The organism is Vreelandella sp. 21 (genome assembly GCF_050995515.1).
Taxonomy (GTDB): domain Bacteria; phylum Pseudomonadota; class Gammaproteobacteria; order Pseudomonadales; family Halomonadaceae; genus Vreelandella; species Vreelandella alkaliphila.
The window spans coordinates 2654101-2679092 of sequence record NZ_CP194673.1; the positions used below are offsets into that span (position 1 = coordinate 2654101).

A 24992-nucleotide genomic window follows, 5' to 3' on the forward strand; every position below is an offset into this window, starting at 1 on the left:
TTATTCGATATCTAGCTTTCCATTTTGGATCATATGGAGGATTACATCCTGTGATCCGCCACCACCAAAGTCAGAGAAGCTCTTACCCTCTAAACGAATAACTTGATCAGCATTCTCTTTATCGCCTGCCAAGCCCCCTTCAGAGTTGACATACAGCACTGTATCACCGCTGTCTTCTTCCGCGACAATATAGGCATCTAGCGAGTCACCGTTTTCATAATCCAATAACTCACCAATATCCAGTTTATCGCCTTCACCCGCGTTGAAGTCCATCACTGTATCAATGGCAGGATTATCCGCAGTGCCCTGGTCATTTAACTCCCACTTGAAGGTGTCAGCGCCTAGGCCACCGAAGAGCAGATCGTTACCTTCGCCACCAATGAGGGTGTCGTTACCAGCGCCACCAATCAAGATATCGCTACCAGCACCACCGTCGATAGTATTAGCACCACCATCAGTACGAACAGTATCGATTAAGGATTCCCAGTTTTCTCTAACATAATCGAGAATCTGGTCATCATTAGGCACTGCTCCATTATTAACTTCCCACTTCAGGAACTCTCGCAGCCCTTGATAACCCAAGCCGTCGTGACTTCCTGCAGCAAATAAAGTGCCTGTGTCTTGGTTCGTCCATTGGAGGTGGTCAGTATTGATAGCATCACCGAAGATAATGTCATCTCCCTTCCCTCCAGTAATAATGTCATCGCCCAGAGATTCAAGCTCATCGAACTCGGAACTACCCTCCAAAGCAGCTGCTAGATCTTCGGCGTTATTGACGATATCAACCTCGCCAGTAGGACCAGTAACACCCTGCCAGCCACTCCAACGGCTGTAAAACCATTCCGTAGCAGTTCCAGATAAATCGGTATTATCAAAGAACTTGAGATAATCCTCAGAGACTCCAGATCCGATACCGATAGCATTGACGGAGCTTAGGCCTGAAAGTGCGGCAAAGGCATCCACAGAAGCTTTGAACACGTCGTAATTAGTTGAGCTACCTGGACCACTCACGCCACCCCAGGAGTTATAGTAGAAGGTCGGGTCACCATCGGTTAAGAAGTAACTAAGATTTTCGAAGTCAGCAGCATCAGGTTTAGCATTCTGCTGATTAAACCAATCAGCAGCTTTCTGGAAACCAGCCATATAGTTGGTTCCACCATTGGCGTCGAGATCATCAATAGCATCAATAAGACTCTGAACATTACTGGCATTCAGGTTTTCGATAGTGACGCCACTGCCTGCATCTCTAGCAAAGGGAGCTAGCTGAACATTGATAGTTCCTTCATGATCTTTCAACTGATGAGCCAATTGGGTCAATGCTTGCTTTGTCAGCTCCATTCTATCTAATCCTGGAGTGCCAGATGCGTTATCCATACTCCCGGACGTATCAACGATCAAGGAAATGTTGTAGTTAGTGGCGGGGTCTACAATCGTGACCTTCCCTCCACGGTCACCTAAGACGACATCGTCGCCGCCGCCACTTTCAATTGTGTCATCGCCGTTTCCTCCTAAATTGAGCGACGAAGATGGCTGAACTTCAAATGGCCGATCAGTCTCTGCCTCATAGGCATTACCAAATTGGTCATTTCCTACCACATTAGCGGTCACATCTCCGGAAGATAGCCCAGCCACTTTATCACTGGAAACATTCACTACCCACGAGCTGCCATCTGGATTGACTTGCGTGACATAAGTCTCCCCGCCAACCGTGACTTCAACCGTATCACCAGCTTTCGCATCTCCACCAACGGAACCACTGATTGAGTGCTCTTCGTTAGACTCACTATTGCTCAGGAAGTCATCCCCACCAAAGAGCGCATCTATCGTGATCGTGGCTTCTGGAGCTACATTGGCGACGTCTTTACTGTCGTCATCACTGGCGCTATTGCCCGCAGGATCCGTGACCGTGGCACTAACACTTACGTTAGTCGCACCTTCGCTCACAGCTACCCCAACACTAACACCGTTATTAATGTCTTCCTGATCCAGCACTACGGTGGTCAGCGTATTACCGCCCGCATCTTTAACGACCAACGTATCGCCAACCTTAGTACCTGCTTGGAACGTCACTAAGGCTTCTACGCTATTAGGCTCGCCAACAGCAATTTCGTCGATGTTGTAGACATCGTCTTCACCCGCTCCTAGGAGCGAGACCTGCACTAATGGTTCAACACTATCCAGCGTGGCGCTTTCGCTATCGCTGGCCGGGTTACCCGCTTGGTCGGTGACGTCGGCGACCACGGTGATGGTGCCGTCGACCAGCCCTTCCGCGGTCAGGTCTTCGGTGGTGCTGAACGTGCCGCCGGTCACCGTGGCGGTGAACTCGGCGGTGTTACCGGCGCTGTCGGTGACCGTCAGCGTGACCACTTGGCCGTCTTCCACGTTGGTGGTGGTGCCGGTCAGTTCGGTGGCTTGGGCTTCGGCCACGGACAGGTTGCCGTCGCCGATGGCGGCCAGGTCGATGGTCGGTAGATCGGCATTGTCGGCATCTAGCGTGGCGCTTTCGCTATCGCTGGCCGGGTTACCCGCTTGGTCGGTGACGTCGGCGACCACGGTGATGGTGCCGTCGACCAGCCCTTCCGCGGTCAGGTCTTCGGTGGTGCTGAACGTGCCGCCGGTCACCGTGGCGGTGAACTCGGCGGTGTTACCGGCGCTGTCGGTGACCGTCAGCGTGACCACTTGGCCGTCTTCCACGTTGGTGGTGGTGCCGGTCAGTTCGGTGGCTTGGGCTTCGGCCACGGACAGGTTGCCGTCGCCGATGGCGGCCAGGTCGATGGTCGGTAGATCGGCATTGTCGGCATCTAGCGTGGCGCTTTCGCTATCGCTGGCCGGGTTACCCGCTTGGTCGGTGACGTCGGCGACCACGGTGATGGTGCCGTCGACCAGCCCTTCCGCGGTCAGGTCTTCGGTGGTGCTGAACGTGCCGCCGGTCACCGTGGCGGTGAACTCGGCGGTGTTACCGGCGCTGTCGGTGACCGTCAGCGTGACCACTTGGCCGTCTTCCACGTTGGTGGTGGTGCCGGTCAGTTCGGTGGCTTGGGCTTCGGCCACGGACAGGTTGCCGTCGCCGATGGCGGCCAGGTCGATGGTCGGTAGATCGGCATTGTCGGCATCTAGCGTGGCGCTTTCGCTATCGCTGGCCGGGTTACCCGCTTGGTCGGTGACGTCGGCGACCACGGTGATGGTGCCGTCGACCAGCCCTTCCGCGGTCAGGTCTTCGGTGGTGCTGAACGTGCCGCCGGTCACCGTGGCGGTGAACTCGGCGGTGTTACCGGCGCTGTCGGTGACCGTCAGCGTGACCACTTGGCCGTCTTCCACGTTGGTGGTGGTGCCGGTCAGTTCGGTGGCTTGGGCTTCGGCCACGGACAGGTTGCCGTCGCCGATGGCGGCCAGGTCGATGGTCGGTAGATCGGCATTGTCGGCATCTAGCGTGGCGCTTTCGCTATCGCTGGCCGGGTTACCCGCTTGGTCGGTGACGTCGGCGACCACGGTGATGGTGCCGTCGACCAGCCCTTCCGCGGTCAGGTCTTCGGTGGTGCTGAACGTGCCGCCGGTCACCGTGGCGGTGAACTCGGCGGTGTTACCGGCGCTGTCGGTGACCGTCAGCGTGACCACTTGGCCGTCTTCCACGTTGGTGGTGGTGCCGGTCAGTTCGGTGGCTTGGGCTTCGGCCACGGACAGGTTGCCGTCGCCGATGGCGGCCAGGTCGATGGTCGGTAGATCGGCATTGTCGGCATCTAGCGTGGCGCTTTCGCTATCGCTGGCCGGGTTACCCGCTTGGTCGGTGACGTCGGCGACCACGGTGATGGTGCCGTCGACCAGCCCTTCCGCGGTCAGGTCTTCGGTGGTGCTGAACGTGCCGCCGGTCACCGTGGCGGTGAACTCGGCGGTGTTACCGGCGCTGTCGGTGACCGTCAGCGTGACCACTTGGCCGTCTTCCACGTTGGTGGTGGTGCCGGTCAGTTCGGTGGCTTGGGCTTCGGCCACGGACAGGTTGCCGTCGCCGATGGCGGCCAGGTCGATGGTCGGTAGATCGGCATTGTCGGCATCTAGCGTGGCGCTTTCGCTATCGCTGGCCGGGTTACCCGCTTGGTCGGTGACGTCGGCGACCACGGTGATGGTGCCGTCGACCAGCCCTTCCGCGGTCAGGTCTTCGGTGGTGCTGAACGTGCCGCCGGTCACCGTGGCGGTGAACTCGGCGGTGTTACCGGCGCTGTCGGTGACCGTCAGCGTGACCACTTGGCCGTCTTCCACGTTGGTGGTGGTGCCGGTCAGTTCGGTGGCTTGGGCTTCGGCCACGGACAGGTTGCCGTCGCCGATGGCGGCCAGGTCGATGGTCGGTAGATCGGCATTGTCGGCATCTAGCGTGGCGCTTTCGCTATCGCTGGCCGGGTTACCCGCTTGGTCGGTGACGTCGGCGACCACGGTGATGGTGCCGTCGACCAGCCCTTCCGCGGTCAGGTCTTCGGTGGTGCTGAACGTGCCGCCGGTCACCGTGGCGGTGAACTCGGCGGTGTTACCGGCGCTGTCGGTGACCGTCAGCGTGACCACTTGGCCGTCTTCCACGTTGGTGGTGGTGCCGGTCAGTTCGGTGGCTTGGGCTTCGGCCACGGACAGGTTGCCGTCGCCGATGGCGGCCAGGTCGATGGTCGGTAGATCGGCATTGTCGGCATCTAGCGTGGCGCTTTCGCTATCGCTGGCCGGGTTACCCGCTTGGTCGGTGACGTCGGCGACCACGGTGATGGTGCCGTCGACCAGCCCTTCCGCGGTCAGGTCTTCGGTGGTGCTGAACGTGCCGCCGGTCACCGTGGCGGTGAACTCGGCGGTGTTACCGGCGCTGTCGGTGACCGTCAGCGTGACCACTTGGCCGTCTTCCACGTTGGTGGTGGTGCCGGTCAGTTCGGTGGCTTGGGCTTCGGCCACGGACAGGTTGCCGTCGCCGATGGCGGCCAGGTCGATGGTCGGTAGATCGGCATTGTCGGCATCTAGCGTGGCGCTTTCGCTATCGCTGGCCGGGTTACCCGCTTGGTCGGTGACGTCGGCGACCACGGTGATGGTGCCGTCGACCAGCCCTTCCGCGGTCAGGTCTTCGGTGGTGCTGAACGTGCCGCCGGTCACCGTGGCGGTGAACTCGGCGGTGTTACCGGCGCTGTCGGTGACCGTCAGCGTGACCACTTGGCCGTCTTCCACGTTGGTGGTGGTGCCGGTCAGTTCGGTGGCTTGGGCTTCGGCCACGGACAGGTTGCCGTCGCCGATGGCGGCCAGGTCGATGGTCGGTAGATCGGCATTGTCGGCATCTAGCGTGGCGCTTTCGCTATCGCTGGCCGGGTTACCCGCTTGGTCGGTGACGTCGGCGACCACGGTGATGGTGCCGTCGACCAGCCCTTCCGCGGTCAGGTCTTCGGTGGTGCTGAACGTGCCGCCGGTCACCGTGGCGGTGAACTCGGCGGTGTTACCGGCGCTGTCGGTGACCGTCAGCGTGACCACTTGGCCGTCTTCCACGTTGGTGGTGGTGCCGGTCAGTTCGGTGGCTTGGGCTTCGGCCACGGACAGGTTGCCGTCGCCGATGGCGGCCAGGTCGATGGTCGGTAGATCGGCATTGTCGGCATCTAGCGTGGCGCTTTCGCTATCGCTGGCCGGGTTACCCGCTTGGTCGGTGACGTCGGCGACCACGGTGATGGTGCCGTCGACCAGCCCTTCCGCGGTCAGGTCTTCGGTGGTGCTGAACGTGCCGCCGGTCACCGTGGCGGTGAACTCGGCGGTGTTACCGGCGCTGTCGGTGACCGTCAGCGTGACCACTTGGCCGTCTTCCACGTTGGTGGTGGTGCCGGTCAGTTCGGTGGCTTGGGCTTCGGCCACGGACAGGTTGCCGTCGCCGATGGCGGCCAGGTCGATGGTCGGTAGATCGGCATTGTCGGCATCTAGCGTGGCGCTTTCGCTATCGCTGGCCGGGTTACCCGCTTGGTCGGTGACGTCGGCGACCACGGTGATGGTGCCGTCGACCAGCCCTTCCGCGGTCAGGTCTTCGGTGGTGCTGAACGTGCCGCCGGTCACCGTGGCGGTGAACTCGGCGGTGTTACCGGCGCTGTCGGTGACCGTCAGCGTGACCACTTGGCCGTCTTCCACGTTGGTGGTGGTGCCGGTCAGTTCGGTGGCTTGGGCTTCGGCCACGGACAGGTTGCCGTCGCCGATGGCGGCCAGGTCGATGGTCGGTAGATCGGCATTGTCGGCATCTAGCGTGGCGCTTTCGCTATCGCTGGCCGGGTTACCCGCTTGGTCGGTGACGTCGGCGACCACGGTGATGGTGCCGTCGACCAGCCCTTCCGCGGTCAGGTCTTCGGTGGTGCTGAACGTGCCGCCGGTCACCGTGGCGGTGAACTCGGCGGTGTTACCGGCGCTGTCGGTGACCGTCAGCGTGACCACTTGGCCGTCTTCCACGTTGGTGGTGGTGCCGGTCAGTTCGGTGGCTTGGGCTTCGGCCACGGACAGGTTGCCGTCGCCGATGGCGGCCAGGTCGATGGTCGGTAGATCGGCATTGTCGGCATCTAGCGTGGCGCTTTCGCTATCGCTGGCCGGGTTACCCGCTTGGTCGGTGACGTCGGCGACCACGGTGATGGTGCCGTCGACCAGCCCTTCCGCGGTCAGGTCTTCGGTGGTGCTGAACGTGCCGCCGGTCACCGTGGCGGTGAACTCGGCGGTGTTACCGGCGCTGTCGGTGACCGTCAGCGTGACCACTTGGCCGTCTTCCACGTTGGTGGTGGTGCCGGTCAGTTCGGTGGCTTGGGCTTCGGCCACGGACAGGTTGCCGTCGCCGATGGCGGCCAGGTCGATGGTCGGTAGATCGGCATTGTCGGCATCTAGCGTGGCGCTTTCGCTATCGCTGGCCGGGTTACCCGCTTGGTCGGTGACGTCGGCGACCACGGTGATGGTGCCGTCGACCAGCCCTTCCGCGGTCAGGTCTTCGGTGGTGCTGAACGTGCCGCCGGTCACCGTGGCGGTGAACTCGGCGGTGTTACCGGCGCTGTCGGTGACCGTCAGCGTGACCACTTGGCCGTCTTCCACGTTGGTGGTGGTGCCGGTCAGTTCGGTGGCTTGGGCTTCGGCCACGGACAGGTTGCCGTCGCCGATGGCGGCCAGGTCGATGGTCGGTAGATCGGCATTGTCGGCATCTAGCGTGGCGCTTTCGCTATCGCTGGCCGGGTTACCCGCTTGGTCGGTGACGTCGGCGACCACGGTGATGGTGCCGTCGACCAGCCCTTCCGCGGTCAGGTCTTCGGTGGTGCTGAACGTGCCGCCGGTCACCGTGGCGGTGAACTCGGCGGTGTTACCGGCGCTGTCGGTGACCGTCAGCGTGACCACTTGGCCGTCTTCCACGTTGGTGGTGGTGCCGGTCAGTTCGGTGGCTTGGGCTTCGGCCACGGACAGGTTGCCGTCGCCGATGGCGGCCAGGTCGATGGTCGGTAGATCGGCATTGTCGGCATCTAGCGTGGCGCTTTCGCTATCGCTGGCCGGGTTACCCGCTTGGTCGGTGACGTCGGCGACCACGGTGATGGTGCCGTCGACCAGCCCTTCCGCGGTCAGGTCTTCGGTGGTGCTGAACGTGCCGCCGGTCACCGTGGCGGTGAACTCGGCGGTGTTACCGGCGCTGTCGGTGACCGTCAGCGTGACCACTTGGCCGTCTTCCACGTTGGTGGTGGTGCCGGTCAGTTCGGTGGCTTGGGCTTCGGCCACGGACAGGTTGCCGTCGCCGATGGCGGCCAGGTCGATGGTCGGTAGATCGGCATTGTCGGCATCTAGCGTGGCGCTTTCGCTATCGCTGGCCGGGTTACCCGCTTGGTCGGTGACGTCGGCGACCACGGTGATGGTGCCGTCGACCAGCCCTTCCGCGGTCAGGTCTTCGGTGGTGCTGAACGTGCCGCCGGTCACCGTGGCGGTGAACTCGGCGGTGTTACCGGCGCTGTCGGTGACCGTCAGCGTGACCACTTGGCCGTCTTCCACGTTGGTGGTGGTGCCGGTCAGTTCGGTGGCTTGGGCTTCGGCCACGGACAGGTTGCCGTCGCCGATGGCGGCCAGGTCGATGGTCGGTAGATCGGCATTGTCGGCATCTAGCGTGGCGCTTTCGCTATCGCTGGCCGGGTTACCCGCTTGGTCGGTGACGTCGGCGACCACGGTGATGGTGCCGTCGACCAGCCCTTCCGCGGTCAGGTCTTCGGTGGTGCTGAACGTGCCGCCGGTCACCGTGGCGGTGAACTCGGCGGTGTTACCGGCGCTGTCGGTGACCGTCAGCGTGACCACTTGGCCGTCTTCCACGTTGGTGGTGGTGCCGGTCAGTTCGGTGGCTTGGGCTTCGGCCACGGACAGGTTGCCGTCGCCGATGGCGGCCAGGTCGATGGTCGGTAGATCGGCATTGTCGGCATCTAGCGTGGCGCTTTCGCTATCGCTGGCCGGGTTACCCGCTTGGTCGGTGACGTCGGCGACCACGGTGATGGTGCCGTCGACCAGCCCTTCCGCGGTCAGGTCTTCGGTGGTGCTGAACGTGCCGCCGGTCACCGTGGCGGTGAACTCGGCGGTGTTACCGGCGCTGTCGGTGACCGTCAGCGTGACCACTTGGCCGTCTTCCACGTTGGTGGTGGTGCCGGTCAGTTCGGTGGCTTGGGCTTCGGCCACGGACAGGTTGCCGTCGCCGATGGCGGCCAGGTCGATGGTCGGTAGATCGGCATTGTCGGCATCTAGCGTGGCGCTTTCGCTATCGCTGGCCGGGTTACCCGCTTGGTCGGTGACGTCGGCGACCACGGTGATGGTGCCGTCGACCAGCCCTTCCGCGGTCAGGTCTTCGGTGGTGCTGAACGTGCCGCCGGTCACCGTGGCGGTGAACTCGGCGGTGTTACCGGCGCTGTCGGTGACCGTCAGCGTGACCACTTGGCCGTCTTCCACGTTGGTGGTGGTGCCGGTCAGTTCGGTGGCTTGGGCTTCGGCCACGGACAGGTTGCCGTCGCCGATGGCGGCCAGGTCGATGGTCGGTAGATCGGCATTGTCGGCATCTAGCGTGGCGCTTTCGCTATCGCTGGCCGGGTTACCCGCTTGGTCGGTGACGTCGGCGACCACGGTGATGGTGCCGTCGACCAGCCCTTCCGCGGTCAGGTCTTCGGTGGTGCTGAACGTGCCGCCGGTCACCGTGGCGGTGAACTCGGCGGTGTTACCGGCGCTGTCGGTGACCGTCAGCGTGACCACTTGGCCGTCTTCCACGTTGGTGGTGGTGCCGGTCAGTTCGGTGGCTTGGGCTTCGGCCACGGACAGGTTGCCGTCGCCGATGGCGGCCAGGTCGATGGTCGGTAGATCGGCATTGTCGGCATCTAGCGTGGCGCTTTCGCTATCGCTGGCCGGGTTACCCGCTTGGTCGGTGACGTCGGCGACCACGGTGATGGTGCCGTCGACCAGCCCTTCCGCGGTCAGGTCTTCGGTGGTGCTGAACGTGCCGCCGGTCACCGTGGCGGTGAACTCGGCGGTGTTACCGGCGCTGTCGGTGACCGTCAGCGTGACCACTTGGCCGTCTTCCACGTTGGTGGTGGTGCCGGTCAGTTCGGTGGCTTGGGCTTCGGCCACGGACAGGTTGCCGTCGCCGATGGCGGCCAGGTCGATGGTCGGTAGATCGGCATTGTCGGCATCTAGCGTGGCGCTTTCGCTATCGCTGGCCGGGTTACCCGCTTGGTCGGTGACGTCGGCGACCACGGTGATGGTGCCGTCGACCAGCCCTTCCGCGGTCAGGTCTTCGGTGGTGCTGAACGTGCCGCCGGTCACCGTGGCGGTGAACTCGGCGGTGTTACCGGCGCTGTCGGTGACCGTCAGCGTGACCACTTGGCCGTCTTCCACGTTGGTGGTGGTGCCGGTCAGTTCGGTGGCTTGGGCTTCGGCCACGGACAGGTTGCCGTCGCCGATGGCGGCCAGGTCGATGGTCGGTAGATCGGCATTGTCGGCATCTAGCGTGGCGCTTTCGCTATCGCTGGCCGGGTTACCCGCTTGGTCGGTGACGTCGGCGACCACGGTGATGGTGCCGTCGACCAGCCCTTCCGCGGTCAGGTCTTCGGTGGTGCTGAACGTGCCGCCGGTCACCGTGGCGGTGAACTCGGCGGTGTTACCGGCGCTGTCGGTGACCGTCAGCGTGACCACTTGGCCGTCTTCCACGTTGGTGGTGGTGCCGGTCAGTTCGGTGGCTTGGGCTTCGGCCACGGACAGGTTGCCGTCGCCGATGGCGGCCAGGTCGATGGTCGGTAGATCGGCATTGTCGGCATCTAGCGTGGCGCTTTCGCTATCGCTGGCCGGGTTACCCGCTTGGTCGGTGACGTCGGCGACCACGGTGATGGTGCCGTCGACCAGCCCTTCCGCGGTCAGGTCTTCGGTGGTGCTGAACGTGCCGCCGGTCACCGTGGCGGTGAACTCGGCGGTGTTACCGGCGCTGTCGGTGACCGTCAGCGTGACCACTTGGCCGTCTTCCACGTTGGTGGTGGTGCCGGTCAGTTCGGTGGCTTGGGCTTCGGCCACGGACAGGTTGCCGTCGCCGATGGCGGCCAGGTCGATGGTCGGTAGATCGGCATTGTCGGCATCTAGCGTGGCGCTTTCGCTATCGCTGGCCGGGTTACCCGCTTGGTCGGTGACGTCGGCGACCACGGTGATGGTGCCGTCGACCAGCCCTTCCGCGGTCAGGTCTTCGGTGGTGCTGAACGTGCCGCCGGTCACCGTGGCGGTGAACTCGGCGGTGTTACCGGCGCTGTCGGTGACCGTCAGCGTGACCACTTGGCCGTCTTCCACGTTGGTGGTGGTGCCGGTCAGTTCGGTGGCTTGGGCTTCGGCCACGGACAGGTTGCCGTCGCCGATGGCGGCCAGGTCGATGGTCGGTAGATCGGCATTGTCGGCATCTAGCGTGGCGCTTTCGCTATCGCTGGCCGGGTTACCCGCTTGGTCGGTGACGTCGGCGACCACGGTGATGGTGCCGTCGACCAGCCCTTCCGCGGTCAGGTCTTCGGTGGTGCTGAACGTGCCGCCGGTCACCGTGGCGGTGAACTCGGCGGTGTTACCGGCGCTGTCGGTGACCGTCAGCGTGACCACTTGGCCGTCTTCCACGTTGGTGGTGGTGCCGGTCAGTTCGGTGGCTTGGGCTTCGGCCACGGACAGGTTGCCGTCGCCGATGGCGGCCAGGTCGATGGTCGGTAGATCGGCATTGTCGGCATCTAGCGTGGCGCTTTCGCTATCGCTGGCCGGGTTACCCGCTTGGTCGGTGACGTCGGCGACCACGGTGATGGTGCCGTCGACCAGCCCTTCCGCGGTCAGGTCTTCGGTGGTGCTGAACGTGCCGCCGGTCACCGTGGCGGTGAACTCGGCGGTGTTACCGGCGCTGTCGGTGACCGTCAGCGTGACCACTTGGCCGTCTTCCACGTTGGTGGTGGTGCCGGTCAGTTCGGTGGCTTGGGCTTCGGCCACGGACAGGTTGCCGTCGCCGATGGCGGCCAGGTCGATGGTCGGTAGATCGGCATTGTCGGCATCTAGCGTGGCGCTTTCGCTATCGCTGGCCGGGTTACCCGCTTGGTCGGTGACGTCGGCGACCACGGTGATGGTGCCGTCGACCAGCCCTTCCGCGGTCAGGTCTTCGGTGGTGCTGAACGTGCCGCCGGTCACCGTGGCGGTGAACTCGGCGGTGTTACCGGCGCTGTCGGTGACCGTCAGCGTGACCACTTGGCCGTCTTCCACGTTGGTGGTGGTGCCGGTCAGTTCGGTGGCTTGGGCTTCGGCCACGGACAGGTTGCCGTCGCCGATGGCGGCCAGGTCGATGGTCGGTAGATCGGCATTGTCGGCATCTAGCGTGGCGCTTTCGCTATCGCTGGCCGGGTTACCCGCTTGGTCGGTGACGTCGGCGACCACGGTGATGGTGCCGTCGACCAGCCCTTCCGCGGTCAGGTCTTCGGTGGTGCTGAACGTGCCGCCGGTCACCGTGGCGGTGAACTCGGCGGTGTTACCGGCGCTGTCGGTGACCGTCAGCGTGACCACTTGGCCGTCTTCCACGTTGGTGGTGGTGCCGGTCAGTTCGGTGGCTTGGGCTTCGGCCACGGACAGGTTGCCGTCGCCGATGGCGGCCAGGTCGATGGTCGGTAGATCGGCATTGTCGGCATCTAGCGTGGCGCTTTCGCTATCGCTGGCCGGGTTACCCGCTTGGTCGGTGACGTCGGCGACCACGGTGATGGTGCCGTCGACCAGCCCTTCCGCGGTCAGGTCTTCGGTGGTGCTGAACGTGCCGCCGGTCACCGTGGCGGTGAACTCGGCGGTGTTACCGGCGCTGTCGGTGACCGTCAGCGTGACCACTTGGCCGTCTTCCACGTTGGTGGTGGTGCCGGTCAGTTCGGTGGCTTGGGCTTCGGCCACGGACAGGTTGCCGTCGCCGATGGCGGCCAGGTCGATGGTCGGTAGATCGGCATTGTCGGCATCTAGCGTGGCGCTTTCGCTATCGCTGGCCGGGTTACCCGCTTGGTCGGTGACGTCGGCGACCACGGTGATGGTGCCGTCGACCAGCCCTTCCGCGGTCAGGTCTTCGGTGGTGCTGAACGTGCCGCCGGTCACCGTGGCGGTGAACTCGGCGGTGTTACCGGCGCTGTCGGTGACCGTCAGCGTGACCACTTGGCCGTCTTCCACGTTGGTGGTGGTGCCGGTCAGTTCGGTGGCTTGGGCTTCGGCCACGGACAGGTTGCCGTCGCCGATGGCGGCCAGGTCGATGGTCGGTAGATCGGCATTGTCGGCATCTAGCGTGGCGCTTTCGCTATCGCTGGCCGGGTTACCCGCTTGGTCGGTGACGTCGGCGACCACGGTGATGGTGCCGTCGACCAGCCCTTCCGCGGTCAGGTCTTCGGTGGTGCTGAACGTGCCGCCGGTCACCGTGGCGGTGAACTCGGCGGTGTTACCGGCGCTGTCGGTGACCGTCAGCGTGACCACTTGGCCGTCTTCCACGTTGGTGGTGGTGCCGGTCAGTTCGGTGGCTTGGGCTTCGGCCACGGACAGGTTGCCGTCGCCGATGGCGGCCAGGTCGATGGTCGGTAGATCGGCATTGTCGGCATCTAGCGTGGCGCTTTCGCTATCGCTGGCCGGGTTACCCGCTTGGTCGGTGACGTCGGCGACCACGGTGATGGTGCCGTCGACCAGCCCTTCCGCGGTCAGGTCTTCGGTGGTGCTGAACGTGCCGCCGGTCACCGTGGCGGTGAACTCGGCGGTGTTACCGGCGCTGTCGGTGACCGTCAGCGTGACCACTTGGCCGTCTTCCACGTTGGTGGTGGTGCCGGTCAGTTCGGTGGCTTGGGCTTCGGCCACGGACAGGTTGCCGTCGCCGATGGCGGCCAGGTCGATGGTCGGTAGATCGGCATTGTCGGCATCTAGCGTGGCGCTTTCGCTATCGCTGGCCGGGTTACCCGCTTGGTCGGTGACGTCGGCGACCACGGTGATGGTGCCGTCGACCAGCCCTTCCGCGGTCAGGTCTTCGGTGGTGCTGAACGTGCCGCCGGTCACCGTGGCGGTGAACTCGGCGGTGTTACCGGCGCTGTCGGTGACCGTCAGCGTGACCACTTGGCCGTCTTCCACGTTGGTGGTGGTGCCGGTCAGTTCGGTGGCTTGGGCTTCGGCCACGGACAGGTTGCCGTCGCCGATGGCGGCCAGGTCGATGGTCGGTAGATCGGCATTGTCGGCATCTAGCGTGGCGCTTTCGCTATCGCTGGCCGGGTTACCCGCTTGGTCGGTGACGTCGGCGACCACGGTGATGGTGCCGTCGACCAGCCCTTCCGCGGTCAGGTCTTCGGTGGTGCTGAACGTGCCGCCGGTCACCGTGGCGGTGAACTCGGCGGTGTTACCGGCGCTGTCGGTGACCGTCAGCGTGACCACTTGGCCGTCTTCCACGTTGGTGGTGGTGCCGGTCAGTTCGGTGGCTTGGGCTTCGGCCACGGACAGGTTGCCGTCGCCGATGGCGGCCAGGTCGATGGTCGGTAGATCGGCATTGTCGGCATCTAGCGTGGCGCTTTCGCTATCGCTGGCCGGGTTACCCGCTTGGTCGGTGACGTCGGCGACCACGGTGATGGTGCCGTCGACCAGCCCTTCCGCGGTCAGGTCTTCGGTGGTGCTGAACGTGCCGCCGGTCACCGTGGCGGTGAACTCGGCGGTGTTACCGGCGCTGTCGGTGACCGTCAGCGTGACCACTTGGCCGTCTTCCACGTTGGTGGTGGTGCCGGTCAGTTCGGTGGCTTGGGCTTCGGCCACGGACAGGTTGCCGTCGCCGATGGCGGCCAGGTCGATGGTCGGTAGATCGGCATTGTCGGCATCTAGCGTGGCGCTTTCGCTATCGCTGGCCGGGTTACCCGCTTGGTCGGTGACGTCGGCGACCACGGTGATGGTGCCGTCGACCAGCCCTTCCGCGGTCAGGTCTTCGGTGGTGCTGAACGTGCCGCCGGTCACCGTGGCGGTGAACTCGGCGGTGTTACCGGCGCTGTCGGTGACCGTCAGCGTGACCACTTGGCCGTCTTCCACGTTGGTGGTGGTGCCGGTCAGTTCGGTGGCTTGGGCTTCGGCCACGGACAGGTTGCCGTCGCCGATGGCGGCCAGGTCGATGGTCGGTAGATCGGCATTGTCGGCATCTAGCGTGGCGCTTTCGCTATCGCTGGCCGGGTTACCCGCTTGGTCGGTGACGTCGGCGACCACGGTGATGGTGCCGTCGACCAGCCCTTCCGCGGTCAGGTCTTCGGTGGTGCTGAACGTGCCGCCGGTCACCGTGGCGGTGAACTCGGCGGTGTTACCGGCGCTGTCGGTGACCGTCAGCGTGACCACTTGGCCGTCTTCCACGTTGGTGGTGGTGCCGGTCAGTTCGGTGGCTTGGGCTTCGGCCACGGACAGGTTGCCGTCGCCGATGGCGGCCAGGTCGATGGTCGGTAGATCGGCATTGTCGGCATCTAGCGTGGCGCTTTCGCTATCGCTGGCCGGGTTACCCGCTTGGTCGGTGACGTCGGCGACCACGGTGATGGTGCCGTCGACCAGCCCTTCCGCGGTCAGGTCTTCGGTGGTGCTGAACGTGCCGCCGGTCACCGTGGCGGTGAACTCGGCGGTGTTACCGGCGCTGTCGGTGACCGTCAGCGTGACCACTTGGCCGTCTTCCACGTTGGTGGTGGTGCCGGTCAGTTCGGTGGCTTGGGCTTCGGCCACGGACAGGTTGCCGTCGCCGATGGCGGCCAGGTCGATGGTCGGTAGATCGGCATTGTCGGCATCTAGCGTGGCGCTTTCGCTATCGCTGGCCGGGTTACCCGCTTGGTCGGTGACGTCGGCGACCACGGTGATGGTGCCGTCGACCAGCCCTTCCGCGGTCAGGTCTTCGGTGGTGCTGAACGTGCCGCCGGTCACCGTGGCGGTGAACTCGGCGGTGTTACCGGCGCTGTCGGTGACCGTCAGCGTGACCACTTGGCCGTCTTCCACGTTGGTGGTGGTGCCGGTCAGTTCGGTGGCTTGGGCTTCGGCCACGGACAGGTTGCCGTCGCCGATGGCGGCCAGGTCGATGGTCGGTAGATCGGCATTGTCGGCATCTAGCGTGGCGCTTTCGCTATCGCTGGCCGGGTTACCCGCTTGGTCGGTGACGTCGGCGACCACGGTGATGGTGCCGTCGACCAGCCCTTCCGCGGTCAGGTCTTCGGTGGTGCTGAACGTGCCGCCGGTCACCGTGGCGGTGAACTCGGCGGTGTTACCGGCGCTGTCGGTGACCGTCAGCGTGACCACTTGGCCGTCTTCCACGTTGGTGGTGGTGCCGGTCAGTTCGGTGGCTTGGGCTTCGGCCACGGACAGGTTGCCGTCGCCGATGGCGGCCAGGTCGATGGTCGGTAGATCGGCATTGTCGGCATCTAGCGTGGCGCTTTCGCTATCGCTGGCCGGGTTACCCGCTTGGTCGGTGACGTCGGCGACCACGGTGATGGTGCCGTCGACCAGCCCTTCCGCGGTCAGGTCTTCGGTGGTGCTGAACGTGCCGCCGGTCACCGTGGCGGTGAACTCGGCGGTGTTACCGGCGCTGTCGGTGACCGTCAGCGTGACCACTTGGCCGTCTTCCACGTTGGTGGTGGTGCCGGTCAGTTCGGTGGCTTGGGCTTCGGCCACGGACAGGTTGCCGTCGCCGATGGCGGCCAGGTCGATGGTCGGTAGATCGGCATTGTCGGCATCTAGCGTGGCGCTTTCGCTATCGCTGGCCGGGTTACCCGCTTGGTCGGTGACGTCGGCGACCACGGTGATGGTGCCGTCGACCAGCCCTTCCGCGGTCAGGTCTTCGGTGGTGCTGAACGTGCCGCCGGTCACCGTGGCGGTGAACTCGGCGGTGTTACCGGCGCTGTCGGTGACCGTCAGCGTGACCACTTGGCCGTCTTCCACGTTGGTGGTGGTGCCGGTCAGTTCGGTGGCTTGGGCTTCGGCCACGGACAGGTTGCCGTCGCCGATGGCGGCCAGGTCGATGGTCGGTAGATCGGCATTGTCGGCATCTAGCGTGGCGCTTTCGCTATCGCTGGCCGGGTTACCCGCTTGGTCGGTGACGTCGGCGACCACGGTGATGGTGCCGTCGACCAGCCCTTCCGCGGTCAGGTCTTCGGTGGTGCTGAACGTGCCGCCGGTCACCGTGGCGGTGAACTCGGCGGTGTTACCGGCGCTGTCGGTGACCGTCAGCGTGACCACTTGGCCGTCTTCCACGTTGGTGGTGGTGCCGGTCAGTTCGGTGGCTTGGGCTTCGGCCACGGACAGGTTGCCGTCGCCGATGGCGGCCAGGTCGATGGTCGGTAGATCGGCATTGTCGGCATCTAGCGTGGCGCTTTCGCTATCGCTGGCCGGGTTACCCGCTTGGTCGGTGACGTCGGCGACCACGGTGATGGTGCCGTCGACCAGCCCTTCCGCGGTCAGGTCTTCGGTGGTGCTGAACGTGCCGCCGGTCACCGTGGCGGTGAACTCGGCGGTGTTACCGGCGCTGTCGGTGACCGTCAGCGTGACCACTTGGCCGTCTTCCACGTTGGTGGTGGTGCCGGTCAGTTCGGTGGCTTGGGCTTCGGCCACGGACAGGTTGCCGTCGCCGATGGCGGCCAGGTCGATGGTCGGTAGATCGGCATTGTCGGCATCTAGCGTGGCGCTTTCGCTATCGCTGGCCGGGTTACCCGCTTGGTCGGTGACGTCGGCGACCACGGTGATGGTGCCGTCGACCAGCCCTTCCGCGGTCAGGTCTTCGGTGGTGCTGAACGTGCCGCCGGTCACCGTGGCGGTGAACTCGGCGGTGTTACCGGCGCTGTCGGTGACCGTCAGCGTGACCACTTGGCCGTCTTCCACGTTGGTGGTGGTGCCGGTCAGTTCGGTGGCTTGGGCTTCGGCCACGGACAGGTTGCCGTCGCCGATGGCGGCCAGGTCGATGGTCGGTAGATCGGCATTGTCGGCATCTAGCGTGGCGCTTTCGCTATCGCTGGCCGGGTTACCCGCTTGGTCGGTGACGTCGGCGACCACGGTGATGGTGCCGTCGACCAGCCCTTCCGCGGTCAGGTCTTCGGTGGTGCTGAACGTGCCGCCGGTCACCGTGGCGGTGAACTCGGCGGTGTTACCGGCGCTGTCGGTGACCGTCAGCGTGACCACTTGGCCGTCTTCCACGTTGGTGGTGGTGCCGGTCAGTTCGGTGGCTTGGGCTTCGGCCACGGACAGGTTGCCGTCGCCGATGGCGGCCAGGTCGATGGTCGGTAGATCGGCATTGTCGGCATCTAGCGTGGCGCTTTCGCTATCGCTGGCCGGGTTACCCGCTTGGTCGGTGACGTCGGCGACCACGGTGATGGTGCCGTCGACCAGCCCTTCCGCGGTCAGGTCTTCGGTGGTGCTGAACGTGCCGCCGGTCACCGTGGCGGTGAACTCGGCGGTGTTACCGGCGCTGTCGGTGACCGTCAGCGTGACCACTTGGCCGTCTTCCACGTTGGTGGTGGTGCCGGTCAGTTCGGTGGCTTGGGCTTCGGCCACGGACAGGTTGCCGTCGCCGATGGCGGCCAGGTCGATGGTCGGTAGATCGGCATTGTCGGCATCTAGCGTGGCGCTTTCGCTATCGCTGGCCGGGTTACCCGCTTGGTCGGTGACGTCGGCGACCACGGTGATGGTGCCGTCGACCAGCCCTTCCGCGGTCAGGTCTTCGGTGGTGCTGAACGTGCCGCCGGTCACCGTGGCGGTGAACTCGGCGGTGTTACCGGCGCTGTCGGTGACCGTCAGCGTGACCACTTGGCCGTCTTCCACGTTGGTGGTGGTGCCGGTCAGTTCGGTGGCTTGGGCTTCGGCCACGGACAGGTTGCCGTCGCCGATGGCGGCCAGGTCGATGGTCGGTAGATCGGCATTGTCGGCATCTAGCGTGGCGCTTTCGCTATCGCTGGCCGGGTTACCCGCTTGGTCGGTGACGTCGGCGACCACGGTGATGGTGCCGTCGACCAGCCCTTCCGCGGTCAGGTCTTCGGTGGTGCTGAACGTGCCGCCGGTCACCGTGGCGGTGAACTCGGCGGTGTTACCGGCGCTGTCGGTGACCGTCAGCGTGACCACTTGGCCGTCTTCCACGTTGGTGGTGGTGCCGGTCAGTTCGGTGGCTTGGGCTTCGGCCACGGACAGGTTGCCGTCGCCGATGGCGGCCAGGTCGATGGTCGGTAGATCGGCATTGTCGGCATCTAGCGTGGCGCTTTCGCTATCGCTGGCCGGGTTACCCGCTTGGTCGGTGACGTCGGCGACCACGGTGATGGTGCCGTCGACCAGCCCTTCCGCGGTCAGGTCTTCGGTGGTGCTGAACGTGCCGCCGGTCACCGTGGCGGTGAACTCGGCGGTGTTACCGGCGCTGTCGGTGACCGTCAGCGTGACCACTTGGCCGTCTTCCACGTTGGTGGTGGTGCCGGTCAGTTCGGTGGCTTGGGCTTCGGCCACGGACAGGTTGCCGTCGCCGATGGCGGCCAGGTCGATGGTCGGTAGATCGGCATTGTCGGCATCTAGCGTGGCGCTTTCGCTATCGCTGGCCGGGTTACCCGCTTGGTCGGTGACGTCGGCGACCACGGTGATGGTGCCGTCGACCAGCCCTTCCGCGGTCAGGTCTTCGGTGGTGCTGAACGTGCCGCCGGTCACCGTGGCGGTGAACTCGGCGGTGTTACCGGCGCTGTCGGTGACCGTCAGCGTGACCACTTGGCCGTCTTCCACGTTGGTGGTGGTGCCGGTCAGTTCGGTGGCTTGGGCTTCGGCCACGGACAGGTTGCCGTCGCCGATGGCGGCCAGGTCGATGGTCGGTAGATCGGCATTGTCGGCATCTAGCGTGGCGCTTTCGCTATCGCTGGCCGGGTTACCCGCTTGGTCGGTGACGTCGGCGACCACGGTGATGGTGCCGTCGACCAGCCCTTCCGCGGTCAGGTCTTCGGTGGTGCTGAACGTGCCGCCGGTCACCGTGGCGGTGAACTCGGCGGTGTTACCGGCGCTGTCGGTGACCGTCAGCGTGACCACTTGGCCGTCTTCCACGTTGGTGGTGGTGCCGGTCAGTTCGGTGGCTTGGGCTTCGGCCACGGACAGGTTGCCGTCGCCGATGGCGGCCAGGTCGATGGTCGGTAGATCGGCATTGTCGGCATCTAGCGTGGCGCTTTCGCTATCGCTGGCCGGGTTACCCGCTTGGTCGGTGACGTCGGCGACCACGGTGATGGTGCCGTCGACCAGCCCTTCCGCGGTCAGGTCTTCGGTGGTGCTGAACGTGCCGCCGGTCACCGTGGCGGTGAACTCGGCGGTGTTACCGGCGCTGTCGGTGACCGTCAGCGTGACCACTTGGCCGTCTTCCACGTTGGTGGTGGTGCCGGTCAGTTCGGTGGCTTGGGCTTCGGCCACGGACAGGTTGCCGTCGCCGATGGCGGCCAGGTCGATGGTCGGTAGATCGGCATTGTCGGCATCTAGCGTGGCGCTTTCGCTATCGCTGGCCGGGTTACCCGCTTGGTCGGTGACGTCGGCGACCACGGTGATGGTGCCGTCGACCAGCCCTTCCGCGGTCAGGTCTTCGGTGGTGCTGAACGTGCCGCCGGTCACCGTGGCGGTGAACTCGGCGGTGTTACCGGCGCTGTCGGTGACCGTCAGCGTGACCACTTGGCCGTCTTCCACGTTGGTGGTGGTGCCGGTCAGTTCGGTGGCTTGGGCTTCGGCCACGGACAGGTTGCCGTCGCCGATGGCGGCCAGGTCGATGGTCGGTAGATCGGCATTGTCGGCATCTAGCGTGGCGCTTTCGCTATCGCTGGCCGGGTTACCCGCTTGGTCGGTGACGTCGGCGACCACGGTGATGGTGCCGTCGACCAGCCCTTCCGCGGTCAGGTCTTCGGTGGTGCTGAACGTGCCGCCGGTCACCGTGGCGGTGAACTCGGCGGTGTTACCGGCGCTGTCGGTGACCGTCAGCGTGACCACTTGGCCGTCTTCCACGTTGGTGGTGGTGCCGGTCAGTTCGGTGGCTTGGGCTTCGGCCACGGACAGGTTGCCGTCGCCGATGGCGGCCAGGTCGATGGTCGGTAGATCGGCATTGTCGGCATCTAGCGTGGCGCTTTCGCTATCGCTGGCCGGGTTACCCGCTTGGTCGGTGACGTCGGCGACCACGGTGATGGTGCCGTCGACCAGCCCTTCCGCGGTCAGGTCTTCGGTGGTGCTGAACGTGCCGCCGGTCACCGTGGCGGTGAACTCGGCGGTGTTACCGGCGCTGTCGGTGACCGTCAGCGTGACCACTTGGCCGTCTTCCACGTTGGTGGTGGTGCCGGTCAGTTCGGTGGCTTGGGCTTCGGCCACGGACAGGTTGCCGTCGCCGATGGCGGCCAGGTCGATGGTCGGTAGATCGGCATTGTCGGCATCTAGCGTGGCGCTTTCGCTATCGCTGGCCGGGTTACCCGCTTGGTCGGTGACGTCGGCGACCACGGTGATGGTGCCGTCGACCAGCCCTTCCGCGGTCAGGTCTTCGGTGGTGCTGAACGTGCCGCCGGTCACCGTGGCGGTGAACTCGGCGGTGTTACCGGCGCTGTCGGTGACCGTCAGCGTGACCACTTGGCCGTCTTCCACGTTGGTGGTGGTGCCGGTCAGTTCGGTGGCTTGGGCTTCGGCCACGGACAGGTTGCCGTCGCCGATGGCGGCCAGGTCGATGGTCGGTAGATCGGCATTGTCGGCATCTAGCGTGGCGCTTTCGCTATCGCTGGCCGGGTTACCCGCTTGGTCGGTGACGTCGGCGACCACGGTGATGGTGCCGTCGACCAGCCCTTCCGCGGTCAGGTCTTCGGTGGTGCTGAACGTGCCGCCGGTCACCGTGGCGGTGAACTCGGCGGTGTTACCGGCGCTGTCGGTGACCGTCAGCGTGACCACTTGGCCGTCTTCCACGTTGGTGGTGGTGCCGGTCAGTTCGGTGGCTTGGGCTTCGGCCACGGACAGGTTGCCGTCGCCGATGGCGGCCAGGTCGATGGTCGGTAGATCGGCATTGTCGGCATCTAGCGTGGCGCTTTCGCTATCGCTGGCCGGGTTACCCGCTTGGTCGGTGACGTCGGCGACCACGGTGATGGTGCCGTCGACCAGCCCTTCCGCGGTCAGGTCTTCGGTGGTGCTGAACGTGCCGCCGGTCACCGTGGCGGTGAACTCGGCGGTGTTACCGGCGCTGTCGGTGACCGTCAGCGTGACCACTTGGCCGTCTTCCACGTTGGTGGTGGTGCCGGTCAGTTCGGTGGCTTGGGCTTCGGCCACGGACAGGTTGCCGTCGCCGATGGCGGCCAGGTCGATGGTCGGTAGATCGGCATTGTCGGCATCTAGCGTGGCGCTTTCGCTATCGCTGGCCGGGTTACCCGCTTGGTCGGTGACGTCGGCGACCACGGTGATGGTGCCGTCGACCAGCCCTTCCGCGGTCAGGTCTTCGGTGGTGCTGAACGTGCCGCCGGTCACCGTGGCGGTGAACTCGGCGGTGTTACCGGCGCTGTCGGTGACCGTCAGCGTGACCACTTGGCCGTCTTCCACGTTGGTGGTGGTGCCGGTCAGTTCGGTGGCTTGGGCTTCGGCCACGGACAGGTTGCCGTCGCCGATGGCGGCCAGGTCGATGGTCGGTAGATCGGCATTGTCGGCATCTAGCGTGGCGCTTTCGCTATCGCTGGCCGGGTTACCCGCTTGGTCGGTGACGTCGGCGACCACGGTGATGGTGCCGTCGACCAGCCCTTCCGCGGTCAGGTCTTCGGTGGTGCTGAACGTGCCGCCGGTCACCGTGGCGGTGAACTCGGCGGTGTTACCGGCGCTGTCGGTGACCGTCAGCGTGACCACTTGGCCGTCTTCCACGTTGGTGGTGGTGCCGGTCAGTTCGGTGGCTTGGGCTTCGGCCACGGACAGGTTGCCGTCGCCGATGGCGGCCAGGTCGATGGTCGGTAGATCGGCATTGTCGGCATCTAGCGTGGCGCTTTCGCTATCGCTGGCCGGGTTACCCGCTTGGTCGGTGACGTCGGCGACCACGGTGATGGTGCCGTCGACCAGCCCTTCCGCGGTCAGGTCTTCGGTGGTGCTGAACGTGCCGCCGGTCACCGTGGCGGTGAACTCGGCGGTGTTACCGGCGCTGTCGGTGACCGTCAGCGTGACCACTTGGCCGTCTTCCACGTTGGTGGTGGTGCCGGTCAGTTCGGTGGCTTGGGCTTCGGCCACGGACAGGTTGCCGTCGCCGATGGCGGCCAGGTCGATGGTCGGTAGATCGGCATTGTCGGCATCTAGCGTGGCGCTTTCGCTATCGCTGGCCGGGTTACCCGCTTGGTCGGTGACGTCGGCGACCACGGTGATGGTGCCGTCGACCAGCCCTTCCGCGGTCAGGTCTTCGGTGGTGCTGAACGTGCCGCCGGTCACCGTGGCGGTGAACTCGGCGGTGTTACCGGCGCTGTCGGTGACCGTCAGCGTGACCACTTGGCCGTCTTCCACGTTGGTGGTGGTGCCGGTCAGTTCGGTGGCTTGGGCTTCGGCCACGGACAGGTTGCCGTCGCCGATGGCGGCCAGGTCGATGGTCGGTAGATCGGCATTGTCGGCATCTAGCGTGGCGCTTTCGCTATCGCTGGCCGGGTTACCCGCTTGGTCGGTGACGTCGGCGACCACGGTGATGGTGCCGTCGACCAGCCCTTCCGCGGTCAGGTCTTCGGTGGTGCTGAACGTGCCGCCGGTCACCGTGGCGGTGAACTCGGCGGTGTTACCGGCGCTGTCGGTGACCGTCAGCGTGACCACTTGGCCGTCTTCCACGTTGGTGGTGGTGCCGGTCAGTTCGGTGGCTTGGGCTTCGGCCACGGACAGGTTGCCGTCGCCGATGGCGGCCAGGTCGATGGTCGGTAGATCGGCATTGTCGGCATCTAGCGTGGCGCTTTCGCTATCGCTGGCCGGGTTACCCGCTTGGTCGGTGACGTCGGCGACCACGGTGATGGTGCCGTCGACCAGCCCTTCCGCGGTCAGGTCTTCGGTGGTGCTGAACGTGCCGCCGGTCACCGTGGCGGTGAACTCGGCGGTGTTACCGGCGCTGTCGGTGACCGTCAGCGTGACCACTTGGCCGTCTTCCACGTTGGTGGTGGTGCCGGTCAGTTCGGTGGCTTGGGCTTCGGCCACGGACAGGTTGCCGTCGCCGATGGCGGCCAGGTCGATGGTCGGTAGATCGGCATTGTCGGCATCTAGCGTGGCGCTTTCGCTATCGCTGGCCGGGTTACCCGCTTGGTCGGTGACGTCGGCGACCACGGTGATGGTGCCGTCGACCAGCCCTTCCGCGGTCAGGTCTTCGGTGGTGCTGAACGTGCCGCCGGTCACCGTGGCGGTGAACTCGGCGGTGTTACCGGCGCTGTCGGTGACCGTCAGCGTGACCACTTGGCCGTCTTCCACGTTGGTGGTGGTGCCGGTCAGTTCGGTGGCTTGGGCTTCGGCCACGGACAGGTTGCCGTCGCCGATGGCGGCCAGGTCGATGGTCGGTAGATCGGCATTGTCGGCATCTAGCGTGGCGCTTTCGCTATCGCTGGCCGGGTTACCCGCTTGGTCGGTGACGTCGGCGACCACGGTGATGGTGCCGTCGACCAGCCCTTCCGCGGTCAGGTCTTCGGTGGTGCTGAACGTGCCGCCGGTCACCGTGGCGGTGAACTCGGCGGTGTTACCGGCGCTGTCGGTGACCGTCAGCGTGACCACTTGGCCGTCTTCCACGTTGGTGGTGGTGCCGGTCAGTTCGGTGGCTTGGGCTTCGGCCACGGACAGGTTGCCGTCGCCGATGGCGGCCAGGTCGATGGTCGGTAGATCGGCATTGTCGGCATCTAGCGTGGCGCTTTCGCTATCGCTGGCCGGGTTACCCGCTTGGTCGGTGACGTCGGCGACCACGGTGATGGTGCCGTCGACCAGCCCTTCCGCGGTCAGGTCTTCGGTGGTGCTGAACGTGCCGCCGGTCACCGTGGCGGTGAACTCGGCGGTGTTACCGGCGCTGTCGGTGACCGTCAGCGTGACCACTTGGCCGTCTTCCACGTTGGTGGTGGTGCCGGTCAGTTCGGTGGCTTGGGCTTCGGCCACGGACAGGTTGCCGTCGCCGATGGCGGCCAGGTCGATGGTCGGTAGATCGGCATTGTCGGCATCTAGCGTGGCGCTTTCGCTATCGCTGGCCGGGTTACCCGCTTGGTCGGTGACGTCGGCGACCACGGTGATGGTGCCGTCGACCAGCCCTTCCGCGGTCAGGTCTTCGGTGGTGCTGAACGTGCCGCCGGTCACCGTGGCGGTGAACTCGGCGGTGTTACCGGCGCTGTCGGTGACCGTCAGCGTGACCACTTGGCCGTCTTCCACGTTGGTGGTGGTGCCGGTCAGTTCGGTGGCTTGGGCTTCGGCCACGGACAGGTTGCCGTCGCCGATGGCGGCCAGGTCGATGGTCGGTAGATCGGCATTGTCGGCATCTAGCGTGGCGCTTTCGCTATCGCTGGCCGGGTTACCCG

The 24992-nt window shown here is 65.1% G+C and carries 1 protein-coding gene (running past one end of the window); it reads right to left on the reverse strand.

Translation table 11 applies throughout. The features are described 5' to 3' along the window. Positions 1–24992, reverse strand: the 3' portion of a protein-coding gene (locus ACN06F_RS12350) for an Ig-like domain-containing protein (RefSeq protein WP_433924009.1). 5209 nt of this gene lie beyond the right edge of the window; 24992 of the gene's 30201 nt are visible here — the last part of the coding sequence; its start codon lies beyond the right edge, outside the window — the gene reads right to left on this strand; the stop codon is at positions 1–3.